Below are 13,362 nucleotides of genomic sequence, written 5' to 3' on the forward strand. Positions count from 1 at the left end.
CTCCGCCCGCAGGCCTCAGGCTCCGCTGCCCGGCTCGAGCAACTCGCGCAGCGCTTCCGGCTGGCTCTTGAAGGCCTTGGCGAGCAGGTCGCGGTGTTTGGCCAGGTAGATGCCGACTTCCTCGCCCTGCTGTTCGTTCAGCGACGGCACAGCCTTGTGCAGCACTTCGGTGAGCAGTTCGGCCAGTTCGAGCATCTTGTCATGACGATCCGCTTCGGCCTTATCCATGAACAAACGCTCCGGGTCCCGGCTGCTGCGATACACCACTTCGACGGCCATTCATCACCTCACCTTCATGCTGATCAGTTAAACCAATACTGTTGTTATATACAGTTGTTGCGAGCATAAAGCAGTGGAAGGCTTTTAGCCAGCAGCGGTCTTCGTGGCAAGTCTTTATCCCGGAGAAAGCAAAAAGGGGCGACCCATGGCCGCCCCTTTTGGTTGTCGCTTCAGCGTTTGCCGTTAGCCTGCCAGCGCGGCTTCCGGGGTAGCCGCGGCGCTGCCATTCGCGCCTGCCGCGGCGCGGATCAGGTCGGCGGCCTTCTCGCCGATCATGATGGTCGGCGCGTTGGTGTTGCCGCCCACCTGCGTCGGCATGACCGAGGCGTCTGCCACGCGCAGGCCTTCCACGCCGCGCACCCGCAGTTGCGGGTCGACCACCGAGTTGACGTCGCTGCCCATGCGGCAGGTGCCGACCGGGTGATAGACGTTGTCGGCATGCTCGCGAATCATCTGTTCCACGGCGCGGTCGTCGCTGCCGTCGAACTTCAGGTGGCCGTGGAACAGTGGCTTGCCGCCGAAGCGGGTGAGTGCCGGCTGCTCCAAAATGCTGTTCACGATCTTCGCGCCCTTGAGCATGGTCTGCATGTCGCGATCGTCCTTGAGCAGGTTGAACTCGATCAGCGGAGCGTCGCGCATGTCGGCGGACTTCAGGCGGACTTCGCCGCGGCTGTGCGGACGCAGCACGCAGACGTGCACCGAGTAGCCGGAGCCGTAGTGGAAGGTGCGGCCGTGGTTGTCGCCGGAGGACATCACGAAGTGCAGCTGCACGTCTGGTTCGGCCAGGCTCGGGTCGGTCTTCAGGAAGGCGCCGGCCTCGGTGAAGGTGCGGGTGAACAGGCCGCCGCGTTCGCGACGGTACTTGAGCAGCTGCCAGGCGTAGCTGAGCATGCCGCGCACGGTGACGCCGAACAGGTCGGTGCTGAACTTGCGCTTGTGCAGGATCAGGTCGGGATGCTCCTGCAGGTTCTTGCCGACTTCCGGCGAGTCCTGCACCACTTCGATGCCCATCTCCTTCAGGTGCCGGGCCGGGCCGACGCCGGAGGCCAGCAGCAGTTGCGGGGAGACCAGGCTGCCGGCGCTGACGATCACTTCGCGGCGGGCATGCAGGACCACTTCCTGGCCGTTGCGCTCGACCAGCACGCCGACCGCGCGCTTGCCCTCGAACACGATGCGCAGCGCGCGGGTGTTGGTCAGCACATTCAGGTTCTGGCGGCCGCCGTTGTGGGTGCTGTCCTCGACCTTGCCCTGGTGCAGGTAGGCGCGCGCGGAGTTCCAGCGTTCGCCGTTGCGCTGGGTGACCTGGAAGTAGCCGACGCCTTCCTGTTTCGGGCCGTTGAAATCATGGTTGTACGGGTGGCCGGCGCTGGCGGCGGCCTCGATGAAGTGGCGTGCGTAGGAGCAGGGCGCGCGCGGGTCGGTCACGTGCAGCGGGCCGCTGCCGCCGTGCAGCGGATCGTCGTCGCGGCCGGCGACCCGTTCGTTGTTCTCGGAACGCTTGAAGTAGGGCAGCACGTCCTGCCAGCTCCAGCCGTCGCAGCCCAGCTTGGCCCAGCGGTCATAGTCGGACGGGGTGCCGCGCAGGTAGAGCATGCCGTTGATCGACGAGCTGCCGCCCAGGCCGCGGCCGCGCGGCACGTAGCTGGCACGCTCGGCCATGCTCGGCTGCGGCTCGGTTTCGTAGGCGTAGTTGAACTCGCCCTGGCGCGGGATGACCAGGGCGATACCCACCGGGGTGGTGATCTTGGCGTTGTGATCATGACCGCCGGTTTCCAGCAGGGCGATGGTTTCGCTGCCGCTGTCGGCCAGCCGTCCGGCAACCGCGCAGCCTGCCGAGCCGGCACCCACCACGATGTAGTCAAAAGTGTTGTCCATCTGTTTCTCCTAGTGTGTGGGCTGCGCGCCGCGCGATCTTTTCGATCGGTGCGGGCGGTGTTTGGAGACCACCTGGGCCATCAGGCGTTAAACACTGCCTCGGAGGCCGCTTGCGGCTAACGCCTTTCAGTACGGCCCCGAAGCCATGCTCATAACCACGCGTAAACTGCGCTTCCTCGCCCGATTGACGAGCTACGCCCGCCCGGCGAGTCGGCCTACGGTTGACCCTGGCTCGCAGGATAGTGAACAGGCGCTAAGGGCTGTGCATGTATCTCGAGCATGAGGTTCATTATTAGTGGCCGATGATCTAGCACCATCGTTCCTTTGAACCATTTCAGCGCCCAGCCGTCTGGATGACCTGAATGCGTCGGCCTAGCGGCGGGGATGCGCGCAGTCGCGCGCCGAGGAGCGAGGGACAAAACAACCGGCGGCTCGGCTTGTGCGGCCGCACTCACGCGGCTTGGCCTTTTTTGCCGGTCAGGTGGAAGCGGCAGACCTGACCGCCGCGCAGCATGCACTCGAGGTGCTCTACGTCGCCGTCGCCGAGGGCGCCGATCAGCGCCAGGTCGAGCTCGCAGACTTCCGGATGAGCCTTGGCCAGATGGTGGAACACGCAGTTGTGCGCGACTATTTCCGGCTCGCCGGTCGAGCGGAAGAACACCTCGGCCTCGTAGCCGGCGTCGTTCATGTGGCTGGCGATGCGTTCTTCGGTGACCGTCTGCTGTTCCAAGCCGGCGGCCAGCTTGCGACCGAGGCTGCGCATCAGTTGGACGAGCTTGTCGTGGCCGATGATGGCTGCCACTTCATCGATCAACAGGTCGGCCAGCAGCTGGTATTGGCGGGGAAACAGTTCCCGGCCGCGTGGTGAGAGTTGGTACAGCTGCTGCGGGCGCCGGCCGGTGGGCCGGGTTTCACCGCGCAGGATCAGGCCGTCGCGTTCCAGCGCGGCGAGATGCTGGCGGATCGCGGTGCGGGTCACCGTCAGGTGGCTGGCCAGCTCATCGATGCTCATGCCTGCCGCTTGGTACAGCAGGGCGCTGAGCAGATCCTGTTGGGTGCGACCCATTCCCTGAAGCATTCACCTACCTCGTCGGCAAAGAGGGGCGTCGGAACGCCCCCGGTTGGTCTCAGAATTTGTCCGGGAACTGCTTGACCAGGGCCGCCGTCAAGGTGTCCGCGAGGACCAGCATGTGTTCGCGCATGGCCTTCCAGGTTTTCGCTTCCGCGGCGTAGTCCTGCTTGCCCAGCTGATCGACCTGGGCGATGTGGTGTCCGCCGTGCGCGCTGAGCATCGTGACCAGGGTGTTCTCCGGCAGGTTCGGGTTGGCCGTGGCGAGGAACTTGGCAATGGCCTTGGCATTGCCGGTCAGCTCGCCAACGGCGGCCTTCTTGCCCGCCGCATTCTTGGCGACAGCCGCATCGCTGTAGTGCTTGACGGCGCCCCAGTGCCCGGCCAGCAGCTTGAGCATCTGATCGGCGGCCGGCTGGCCGTACAGCGGCGCGAGGCTGTTGGCGATCGCCGTGGCATTGGCCACCACCTCGGTGACCGCGGTATCGGCCTGCTTGCGCTCGCCCTGCTGGTTGGCGATCACGTAGTTGCGCACCCAGAAGATGTGCTCTACCCAGAGATCCCGCAGCGCCAGGCGGGTGCTGAGGGCGGCGGAGTCCATGCCGGGTGTGCTGTGGCCTTGCTCCATCTGGCTCCAGACGGGTTGGGCGCACAAGGTCAGCAGCAGCAAAGCCAGGGTCCTGATAGTCATGGCGGTATCCTCATGTGATGGATTGTCCTACAAAATCAATTAAAGCATAAATAAATGCCATTATTGGTAAAATGATGAATCCAGAGTCGGTCTAAGAGGAAGGTTCTTTCGCGGGAGCCTTGCGCAGGGCCGCAACCTGCCGCCACCCGCCGTGCGGTACGGTGGCGCCGCACCCGTTGCACTAGACTGGAATCAGGGCACCGGCATGGATCGGTGCCAGGCGGGGAACGGGAGGTTCCCCTTGTGCGCAACCGCTCAGGTTGCCCTTCGGGCCGGTGCCTAACCGGCTGGCGCTGCTTTCATCGGGACCATGATTTCGGCGTCGTTCCTCAGGCCCACGGCAGGAGGTGCATCATGACCATGGCCACCCGTTTGCAAAGCTATCTGGCGCTGAAGCATTCGCGCTACGACATGCTCCTGCATGATCCATCCATGACTAGCCGCGAGGCGGCACGGCGCGCCGGAGTGCCGCCGCAGCTGATGGCCAAGCCGGTGATTCTGGATGACTTCCAGGGCCATTGGCTGATGGCGGTGGTTCCCGCGACCCGCCAGGTGGATCTGCAGAAAGTCCACAAACTCACCAAGCGGCATTGGCGGCTGGCGCGGGAAAGCGAATTCAGCAGCAGCTTCAGCGACTGCGACATCGGCGCGATTCCCGCCGTGGGCAATGCTTTCGGCATCGAAACGTTGGTCGACCAGTCGTTGGCGGGCCTCAAGGATGTGTATTTCGAAGCTGGCGATCATGAAGCGCTGGTGCATATGAGCAGCGAGCAGTATCTCAAGCTGATGCCCAACGCCCAGTTCGCCCCGCTCTGCGAATGACGCGCTCCGGGGTGGTGCCAACGGCCTGGCACCACCCACAGTTGCCGGTTGATCTGCTCAGCCGGGCGCTGTTCTGCGCCTGGCGGGGTGGTGTCTTTTCCCGCGCTTGAGCCTTCACACTAGATTCTGTACGGAAACTGCCTGCGCTCGGTGATGCTGCGTTAAAAAGTGGCTCGGAATGCTCATTTACAGCTCGTAAACTCCGCTTCCTCGCCACTTTTTGCCTTGCCTGACCTTCGCTCGGCGACTTTTCGTACAGAACCTAATTCCAGCTGGCCTTGTTACTGCATAACCGTCACCTGCGGGCGGCAACATGGTCGGCCTGATGTTCAAGGACGTTGTTCGAGGAGCTGCAAGCGTGAAAATCAACTGGGCCGAATCCCTGCGCGAAAGCGTGCATGAGCTGGCGGAGTCGCTGGGCAACCTGCTGGTCGAGAGCTTCCACTACCTGGCGTTGTTCGCCATCGGCGGCATTACCGCCTGGGCGGCGGTGGTGGCGTTCCTGCAGATGGTGGAGAAGGGCCATATCGCCGTGGATGACATCCTGCTGCTGTTCATCTACCTCGAACTCGGTGCCATGGTCGGCATCTACTTCAAGACCAACCACATGCCGGTGCGCTTCCTGATCTATGTGGCGATCACCGCGCTGACGCGCCTGCTGATTTCCGATGTGTCGCACCACAATGGCTCCGGCATGGGTGTGGTGTATGTCTCCGGGGCGATTCTGCTGCTGGCGCTGTCGATCCTGGTGGTGCGCTACGCCTCGTCGCAATTCCCCTCGGTATCGACCGAGAAGCCTGGGCGTCGGCGCCTCAAGCGCGAGCAGGCGCCGGAGGAGGGCGAGCCGGGCGAGGCGTGACGGCGCTTTAGGTTCTGTACGAAAACTGCCTGCGGGCTTCGCGCGTGATGCTGCGTTAAAAAGTGGCTCGGAAAGCGGCTCACCGCTAACGCACTTTAGTGCGGCCCCGAAGGGGCGAGCGAAGCGAGTACTGCTCATTTACAACTCGTAAACTCCGCGTCCTCGCCACTTTTTGCCTTGCCTGACCTTCGCTCGGCGACTTTTCGTACAGAACCTAGCGCGTCGCCGCGGAGGCTGCTCGGGTTGCCGCGCGGATCTTCCGCGGGGCCGGGTGGTGCTCGGCGACGATGCCGAAGCGCACGCTCGCGATCAGCAAGCGCAAGCGCTGCGGGTCGTTGCGCTGGGCCGGGCTGATCAGCCGTTTGGCCACCAGGCCGCGGTCGTTGGAGAGGGTCAGCATGATGCTGCCGTCCGGGCGTTCGACACAGAAATTGACCCGGTATTGGCGGTGGAAGGCCGCGGTCAGTCGCTGAAACGGATTGTCCATGGTGCTCTCCCTGGTTTGTGGGCACTTAGGAAAGTGACTGACTGACGCGGCCAAAGTTCGCCCCAGCGGACAGCCGGCTGGTTCCTGCCGGCCTTGCTCTGATCCCTCATTACCGCTGCTCCCTATCAGCCTGAGCGGCAGGCTGATGACCCGAGGGCGGCATTAAATCATTTACAAGTGCGAATGGTTCGTAAAGACTTACGAGAATGTTTCGCGTCTGCGATCCGCCCGCATAACCCCTCAGAAGGATTCCCCCGATGTTCCCGCTTGCCTGCCGTAAGCCCATGGCCGCCGCTGTGCGTGCCGCCCTGTTCAGTGTCGGACTGCCGCTGGCGGTCGGCCCGACGGCTGCCTACGCGGCTACGGAGGCGCAGGGCAAGTCCGGGGCGGAGGCCGGCAAAGGGGAGATCCAGCTGCAAGACGTTCACGTCGATGGCGTGCTCGACAGCCAGAGCGCCTTCGCGCCGGTGGCCGGCTACGTGGCCGAGCGTCAGTCCAGCGGCACCAAGACCGACACGCCGATCCTGGAAACCCCGCAGTCGGTGTCGGTGATCACCGCCGACCGCATGCGCGACCAGGGCGTGCAGAGCGTGCAGGACGCGCTGCGCTACACCGCCGGGGTACGTGGCGAGACCTACGGCCTCGACAGCCGTGGCGACTGGAGCACCATCCGCGGCAGCGAGCCGGTGATCTTCCAGGACGGCCTGCAGCAGACCTTCGGCTTCTACGCCAGCTCGCGGCCTGACCCTTACACCCTGGAACGCATCGAAGTGCTCAAGGGCCCCTCGTCGATGCTCTACGGGCAGAGCTCGGTGGGCGGCATCGTCAACCTGGTGAGCAAGCGTCCGCAGGCCGACCAGCAGGGCCAAGTGCAGGCGCAGTACGGCAGCTTCGACCGTGCCCAGCTGGCCACCGATGTCACCGGCGCGCTGAACGAGGACGGCTCGCTGCTCTACCGGGTGATCGCCATCGGCCGTGACAGCAACACCCAGGTCGATCACGTCGGCGACGACCGCAAGGTGCTCGCGCCGTCCCTCACCTGGCGCCCCACCGACAGCACCGAGTGGACCGTCCTGGCCAACTACCAGAAGGACGAATCCGGCTCCACCGCCCAGTTCCTGCCGCACGCCGGCACCGTGCTGCCGGCGCCCAACGGCCGCATCGACAGCGACCGGTTCATGAGCGAGCCGGGCTTCGACGAATACAACACCGAGCAGAAGTCGGTGACCTCGCTGTTCTCCCACCAGCTCGACGATGTCTGGACCCTGCGCCAGAACCTGCGCTACGCGAAGAGCAAGGTCAGCTACCAGACCCAGTACCCGGCGTTCCCGCCGACCATCAACGCCGACGGCCGCACCATCGACCGGGTGTACTGGATGGCCAAGCCGGAACTCAAGTACTGGACCGCCGACAACCAGGCCGAGGCGCACTTCAGCAATGGCCGCCTGGAGCAGACCCTGCTGATGGGCCTCGACTACCAGCACGCGGTGACCAACCGCGACTGGCAATATGGCGCGGCCACGCCGCTGGACCTCTATGCGCCGGTCTACACCGGTTTCACCCCGCCGGGGCCGTGGATCTCCGACCCGGAACAGACCGTGGCGCAGAAGGGCCTGTATGTGCAGGACCAGCTGAAGTGGGACGAGCACTGGCTGCTGACCCTCGGCCTGCGCAAGGACTTCGCCGAAACCCGCGTCGAAGGCTCCGAGACGCAGAAGGACGACAAGGTCACCGGCCGCGCCGGCCTGACCTACCTGTTCGACAACGGCCTGGCGCCCTATATCAGCTACAACGAATCCTTCGTGCCGACCGTCGGCCTCGATGGCTTGGGCCAGGCGTTCAAGCCGACCGAAGGCAAGCAGTGGGAACTGGGGCTCAAGTACCAGCCGCCGGGTAGCAGCAGCCTGTTCACCGCGGCGGTCTACGACCTGCGCGAGGAAAACCGCAAGGTCCCCGACCCGACCAGCCCGCGCGGCGAAACGCAGGCCGGCGAGACGCGCGCCCGCGGCCTGGAACTGGAGGCGCAGGCCGGCATCACCCGCAACTGGGACCTGATCGCCAGCTACACCTACACCGACACCGAGGTGCTCAAGGGCACCCCAGGCTTCGACGATGGCAAGCGCCTGCCCAGCGTGCCGGAGCACATGGCCTCGCTGTGGAACGTCTATCGCTTCAGCATCGGCGACCTCTCCGGCTTCAGCGTCGGCGCCGGCGTGCGCTACGTCGGCTCCAGCTGGGACGGCACCGACAGCCTGAAAACCCCGGGTACCACCCTGTACGACGCCATGCTCGGTTACCGCTACGCCAACTGGGACTTCCAGCTCACCGGCAGCAACCTCGAGGACGAGACCTACTACACCACCTGCCTGGCACGCGGTGACTGCTTTACCGGCACGCGGCGGACCATCACCGGCACCGTGGCCTACAACTTCTGAGAGCCTGTCGCGGATCTGCTGCGCGTCGGCCATACGGCGTTAAAAATGGCGATGTCCCAGTTCCGTGTCGCCTGGGGTGGTGCTTTTGGTAGGAGCGGATTTATCCGCGAACCAGGGATAAGGGCGGTGCCAAGCCTTTCGCGAATGAATTCGCTCCTACAGGTGCGGCATGGGCTGACAGCCCGCAGGGCAGGGGATGCTGCACCGCGGATTGCATCCGCGCTACGACATCTCCAACCCATAACTCGGACATAGCGTTAAAAATGGCTCGAGCTCGCGAGATCCGCGACAGCCGCTAAACAAGGCCCGGGTAGTCGGGCCGGATAAGGAAATTACCGTGAGCAAAGCGCAAACCTCCACGCGCTGGGAGATCACCGCGCGGGTATTGGCGGCAATCTTCGGCGGCTACGCGCTGGCCTATGCGGCCACCGCGTTCTTGACCGTCTATCTGCCGTTGCTGCGTGCCGACCGGGTGGTGTTCGCCAGCCTGGTCAGCTTCGCCATCTGGACCGGAGTGGTGATCTACGTGTTCGCCGTCCGCCGCATTGGCCGCGCCTGGCTGGTGCTGCTCGGCCTGATCCTGGTGATGGCCCTGGCGGCCTTTCTACCCAGCGAATTGCGGGGGCGCCCATGAGTCTCAGACAGAGCATGGCCGGTCTGCATACCTGGGGCGGCCTGCTGCCCAGCTGGCTGCTGTACGTGATCCTCTTCGCCGGCAGCCTGGCCTGTTTCGACAAGGAACTCGAGCGCTGGATGCGCCCGGCGCTGCATGTGCCCACTGCCAGCAGCATGAGCGCCGATCAGGTGCGCGGCTGGCTGCAGCAGAACGTCAGCGAGCCGCTACATGCCTTCTGGTTGCAGGGGCCGACCGAGCGCGAGCCCTACTGGCGGCTCGGCTGGGAAGTGGACAAGACCGAGCAGATCCACAACGTCGCCTTCGATCCGGCAACCGCGGCGCCGATGGCGGAAACCCTCGGCGGCAACTTCTTCTTCATCCTGCACTACAACCTGCACGCCGGCACGCTCGGCATGTACATCGTCGGCCTCGCCGGCATGTTCATGCTGGTGGCGCTGGTCAGCGGGGTGATCATCCACCGGCGCATCTTCAAGGATTTCTTCACCCTGCGGCCGAACGCCAATGGCCAGCGCGCCTGGCTGGACGCGCACAACCTGTTCGGCGTGCTCGGTTTCCCGTTCCACCTGGTGCTGACCTACACCGGCGTCGCGGTGTTCGTGTCGTCCTATATGCCGGCCGGCGCGCAGGTCGCCTACCGGGGCGATGTCGGGCGCTTCTTCACCGAGGTGATGGGCGCGTACGACCGCGAAGGCATCGGCCAGGCGGCGACCAGCCGGGCGTCGCTCGACGAGTTGATCGCCCGGTCGCGCGCGCATTGGCAGGGCGCCGAGGTGGGCTGGACCAGTGTCCACCATCCGGGCGATGTCGCCGCGGTGGTCGACGTGCGCCAGCGCAACGAGTCGCGCATCGGCCCGCCCCAGGCCACCCTGAGCTACGACGAAGCCAGCGGCGCACTGGTCAACGAGCAGCAGGTCTCCAGCGGCTATCGCGCCTATATCTGGCTGGCCGGACTGCACATGGCCCAGTTCGGCGGTGTGCTGGTGCGTTTCCTGTATTTCCTCATGGGCCTGGCGGGTTGCGCCATGCTGGTCGGCGGCCTGCAGGTCTGGCTGGCCAAGCGCGAGGTGCGCGGCAGTCGCGGTCTCGGCCTGGTACGGGCGCTGAACGGTGCGGTGCTCGGCGGCCTGCCGGTGGCCAGTCTGGCGCTACTGTGGGGCAACCGCCTGCTGCCGGCCGGTTTGGCCGAGCGGGCGGCGGCCGAAGCCTACGTGTTCGTCGGTGCCTGGCTGCTGCTGGCGCTGTGGGCGGTGCTGCGGCGCCACAGCGGCCAGGTTGCCCGTGATGTGCTGGCGGCGGTGGCCGTGCTGGCGCTGGGCCTGCCACTGCTCAATGCGCTGACCACCGGGCAGGGCCATCTGGCTGCGACCCTGGTGCGTGGCGACTGGGCGCTGGCCGGCATCGACCTGAGCCTGCTCGTCAGCGGCCTGTTGTGCGCTTGGCAGGCCTGGCGCCGGCGCGCGCCGCAAGCCGTGCAGGCGCCGCGGGCGCGCCGGCAACTGGCCGAGGAGGGCGTCTGATGCTGTGGAGCAGTTTTACCCTGGCGTTTATGGCGATGACCCAACTGAGCCTGGCCATGAACCGCCATGCCAAGGCGGCATACGGCGTTGCCCCGTCGCCGCGCCGGGTGCTGCTGATGCGCCTGCTCGCCGTCGTTTGCATCGCCTATGCCTTGCGTTTCTGTGTGCGGCAGCTGGGCGGCGAGATCGGGGCGGTGATCTGGCTGGGTCAGCTGATGCTCGCCGGCCTGCTGCTGGTCGGCCTGCTGGCCTGGCGCCCGCGCTGGGCGTTGCCACTGTCCGGGTTGCTGCTGTTGAGCGGCGCTCTAGGTCTATGAAGCCCCAGTGGGTACCCACAAATGGGGCAATTGCCGCTGCGTTGCGCCGTCGTTGTTCGTCGGCGGGCGGCGCTGGCTGTTGCTCGGGCCTTGCCCTAGAAGGCTGCCGACCGTTGGTCGCGAGCTGGCAGAAGTTGGCCTTGGGCTTGCTCCTCTCTCGATCAGACTCAACGCTGCAGGTACATCGTCATGGTCAATCCGTTCAAATTCGTCAGTGATTCCTTCAAGGATGAATTCCAGGTGCGCTTCAGCATCGGCAGCCCGGACGGCAGCACCACGCTGTCGCTGTGCGACGCACAGGGCACGGTGGCACAGCGGCTGCTCAGCTGCGAGCAGCTGAACGATCCAGCCAAGCTGGAGCAGGCGATCCAGAGCATCCGCTTCGGCCTGGCGATCGACCGCGGACAGGGCCGCGCCGGTCTGGATGAGCTCAGCCAGCCGGCCGCCCACGAGGCGCTGGGCAGCGCACACTGAGCGGCAGGCCAGGGCTCCCTGATTTTTTGCGCGCGCGGGCTCAGGCTTCGTCGTCGTGGGCAGTTAGAGCCTGTTTACGATCTGCTGCGCGTCGGCCATACGGCGTTAAAAATGGCCTCGGGATGCTCATTTACAGCTCGTAAACTCCGCTCCCTCGGCCATTTTTGCCTTGTCTGGCTCTAGCTCGCGAGATCGTAAACAGACTCTTGGGCACGGGCGCCAGGAACCGCCGGCGTGCGCTAATGTCTAGGCAGGGTCATCAAACAAGGAGAAACCCTATGTCTGCCTTCATGCGTCGTCTGGCTGCCGCCCTGGCGGTCGTGCATTTCCTGTTGTTCGCCCAGATTCCCCTGGCCCAGGCCGCCATGCTCGGCACCCCGCAGGTACTGCACGAGCAGCAGCAACAGGTCGACCGCCAGCAACTGCGGGCGATGCTCGACGACCAGCAGGTGCAGCAGAAACTCGAGTCCATGGGCGTCGAACGCGCCCAGGTGGAGGCGCGCATCGCCAGTCTGACGCCGGCCGAGTTGGCGCAGTTCAACCAGCAGTTGCAGCAAGAGCCGGCAGGCGCCGGCGTGGTCGGCATCATCGTGCTGTTCCTGGTGATCTTCATCATCACCGACATGCTCTGCGCCACCGACATCTTCACCTTCATCAAGTGCATCCGTTGAGTCTGCTGCGTGCGGCCGCCCTGCTGATGGCGGGGCTGCTGCTCGGCGGCTGCGCCGGGCAGGTGCAGTTGCCCGCGCACAGCCAAGTCCTGCCGCGGTCGGTGGAACTGGGCCAAGTGCCGTTCTTCCCGCAGGAGGCCTACCAGTGCGGCCCCGCGGCACTGGCCACCATGCTGGTGCAGCGCGGCGTGGCCACCACGCCGAGCCTGCTCAAGCCGCAGGTCTACCTGCCCGAGCGCCAGGGCAGCCTCAAGCTCGAACTGGTCGCCGCGGCGCGCCAGCACGGCCTGCTGGTCTACCCGCTGGCGCCGACGCTGGATGCCCTGCTGACCCAGGTGGCGGCCGGCAACCCGGTACTGGTGATGCAGAACCTGCGCTTCGACTGGTGGCCGCAGTGGCACTTCGCGGTGCTGGTCGGCTATGACCGGGTCGAGCAGCAACTGATCCTGCGCTCGGCCACCAGCAAGCGCTGGCGCACCGACTTCAAGAGTTTCGACGCCACCTGGCGGCGCGCCGAGCGCTGGGCGGTGGTGACCGTGCCAGCCGAGCGCCTGCCGGCCGAGGCGCAATTGCAGCCCTGGTTGCAGGCGGCCAGCGATCTGGAGGAAACCGGCCAGCGCCGGGTCGCCGAGCGCGCCTACCGCACCGCCGCCACGCATTGGCCGCACGAGCCGATGCCGGCCTTCGCCCTGGCCAATGCGCGCTATGCCGAGGGCGACCGCAACGGCGCGCAACAGGCGCTGCGCGACAGCCTGCAGCGCCAGCCGGATTTCGCCCTCGGCTGGTTCAATCTCTCGGAAGTGCTCAACGAACAGGGCTGCGCCCAGCAGGCCAGCGCCGCCCGCGCCTGCGCGCAGCAGTTGGCGCCGCAGGATTCTCGCCTGGCGGCGCCGCTGGCGCCGGCCCCCGACAAATCGGCAAGCGCCTGCAGCGCGGTGCCGGCTTGCCCGGTGCGCTAGGGCGTCCCTCACCCTAGCCCTCTCCGATGGGAGAGGGGACTGATCGGCGCGGCGTGGCGGTGCAACCCGCCAGTGCGGGTCTGCGGCAGTCCGTAGGATGGGTTGAGCGTAGCGATACCCATCATTGCGCTTCGATGGGTATCGCAGGCTCAACCCATCCTACAAAGCAGTCCGTGGCTCGGCACCATTCTCAGGAAACGGTGTAGCCCTGAAAAGGAATAATCCTCGAGCAGCCTTGCGCCCGCTGTAGGGCGGGCGCAACCCGCCAGT

General features: G+C 65.6%; 14 protein-coding genes. 9 read left to right on the forward strand and 5 right to left on the reverse strand.

Annotated features, from left to right (window positions below):
* Positions 1 to 15: 15 nt before the first annotated feature.
* From D3880_RS05330 to D3880_RS05345, 4 genes are all read right to left on the reverse strand, one after another.
* On the reverse strand, positions 16 to 279 hold the full coding sequence (locus tag D3880_RS05330) for a YebG family protein (RefSeq protein ID WP_119892464.1): 264 nt from the start codon (positions 277 to 279) through the stop codon (positions 16 to 18).
* A 183-nt stretch (positions 280 to 462) separates the two neighbouring features.
* Positions 463 to 2,154 (reverse strand): GMC family oxidoreductase, encoded by a 1,692-nt coding sequence (locus D3880_RS05335; protein WP_119892465.1) that lies wholly within the window; start codon positions 2,152 to 2,154, stop codon positions 463 to 465.
* A gap of 451 nt (positions 2,155 to 2,605) precedes the next feature.
* Entirely contained in the window at positions 2,606 to 3,232 is a 627-nt protein-coding gene (locus D3880_RS05340; protein WP_119892466.1) for a helix-turn-helix transcriptional regulator, read from the reverse strand.
* A 49-nt stretch (positions 3,233 to 3,281) separates the two neighbouring features.
* Positions 3,282 to 3,914 carry a hypothetical protein gene (locus tag D3880_RS05345; protein ID WP_119892467.1) on the reverse strand — a complete coding sequence of 211 codons (633 nt, stop codon included), beginning with the start codon at positions 3,912 to 3,914 and terminating at the stop codon, positions 3,282 to 3,284.
* Positions 3,915 to 4,268: 354 nt separating this feature from the next.
* Here D3880_RS05345 and D3880_RS05350 point away from each other — a divergent pair, with 354 nt between their 5' ends.
* Positions 4,269 to 4,736: an aminoacyl-tRNA deacylase gene (locus D3880_RS05350; protein ID WP_119892468.1), complete on the forward strand. Its 468-nt coding sequence runs from the start codon at positions 4,269 to 4,271 to the stop codon at positions 4,734 to 4,736.
* A gap of 358 nt (positions 4,737 to 5,094) precedes the next feature.
* Positions 5,095 to 5,595 (forward strand): phosphate-starvation-inducible protein PsiE, encoded by a 501-nt coding sequence (locus D3880_RS05360; RefSeq protein WP_119892469.1) that lies wholly within the window; start codon positions 5,095 to 5,097, stop codon positions 5,593 to 5,595.
* A 214-nt stretch (positions 5,596 to 5,809) separates the two neighbouring features.
* Here the strand turns inward: D3880_RS05360 and D3880_RS05370 are convergent, their stop codons facing one another.
* Positions 5,810 to 6,082, reverse strand: a complete 273-nt coding sequence (locus D3880_RS05370; RefSeq protein ID WP_119892470.1) for a DUF3509 domain-containing protein — start codon at positions 6,080 to 6,082, stop codon at positions 5,810 to 5,812.
* A 257-nt stretch (positions 6,083 to 6,339) separates the two neighbouring features.
* On the opposite strand from D3880_RS05370, the gene D3880_RS05375 reads away from it, so the two are divergent.
* From D3880_RS05375 to D3880_RS05405, 7 genes are all read left to right on the forward strand, one after another.
* Complete coding sequence (locus D3880_RS05375) at positions 6,340 to 8,517, forward strand: TonB-dependent siderophore receptor (RefSeq protein WP_238474408.1); 2,178 nt, start codon at positions 6,340 to 6,342, stop codon at positions 8,515 to 8,517.
* A gap of 337 nt (positions 8,518 to 8,854) precedes the next feature.
* Positions 8,855 to 9,151 carry a DUF3649 domain-containing protein gene (locus tag D3880_RS05380; RefSeq protein ID WP_119892471.1) on the forward strand — a complete coding sequence of 99 codons (297 nt, stop codon included), beginning with the start codon at positions 8,855 to 8,857 and terminating at the stop codon, positions 9,149 to 9,151.
* Positions 9,148 to 10,671: a PepSY-associated TM helix domain-containing protein gene (locus D3880_RS05385; protein ID WP_119892472.1), complete on the forward strand. Its 1,524-nt coding sequence runs from the start codon at positions 9,148 to 9,150 to the stop codon at positions 10,669 to 10,671. Before D3880_RS05380 ends, D3880_RS05385 begins: the two co-directional genes overlap by 4 nt.
* A complete protein-coding gene (locus D3880_RS05390; RefSeq protein WP_119892473.1) occupies positions 10,671 to 10,988 on the forward strand; it encodes a DUF3325 domain-containing protein in 318 nt (105 codons plus the stop codon). Before D3880_RS05385 ends, D3880_RS05390 begins: the two co-directional genes overlap by 1 nt.
* A gap of 189 nt (positions 10,989 to 11,177) precedes the next feature.
* The gene (locus D3880_RS05395) at positions 11,178 to 11,462 is read left to right on the forward strand and encodes a DUF3509 domain-containing protein (RefSeq protein ID WP_119892474.1); all 285 of its coding nucleotides are present in this window, start codon (positions 11,178 to 11,180) and stop codon (positions 11,460 to 11,462) included.
* A 278-nt stretch (positions 11,463 to 11,740) separates the two neighbouring features.
* Positions 11,741 to 12,133 (forward strand): PA2779 family protein, encoded by a 393-nt coding sequence (locus D3880_RS05400; protein ID WP_238474409.1) that lies wholly within the window; start codon positions 11,741 to 11,743, stop codon positions 12,131 to 12,133.
* A gap of 26 nt (positions 12,134 to 12,159) precedes the next feature.
* Positions 12,160 to 13,092 carry a PA2778 family cysteine peptidase gene (locus tag D3880_RS05405; RefSeq protein ID WP_119895670.1) on the forward strand — a complete coding sequence of 311 codons (933 nt, stop codon included), beginning with the start codon at positions 12,160 to 12,162 and terminating at the stop codon, positions 13,090 to 13,092.
* Positions 13,093 to 13,362: the final 270 nt, after the last annotated feature.

The sequence above is a fragment of the Pseudomonas cavernae genome (genome assembly GCF_003595175.1).
GTDB classification, from domain to species: Bacteria; Pseudomonadota; Gammaproteobacteria; order Pseudomonadales; family Pseudomonadaceae; genus Aquipseudomonas; species Aquipseudomonas cavernae.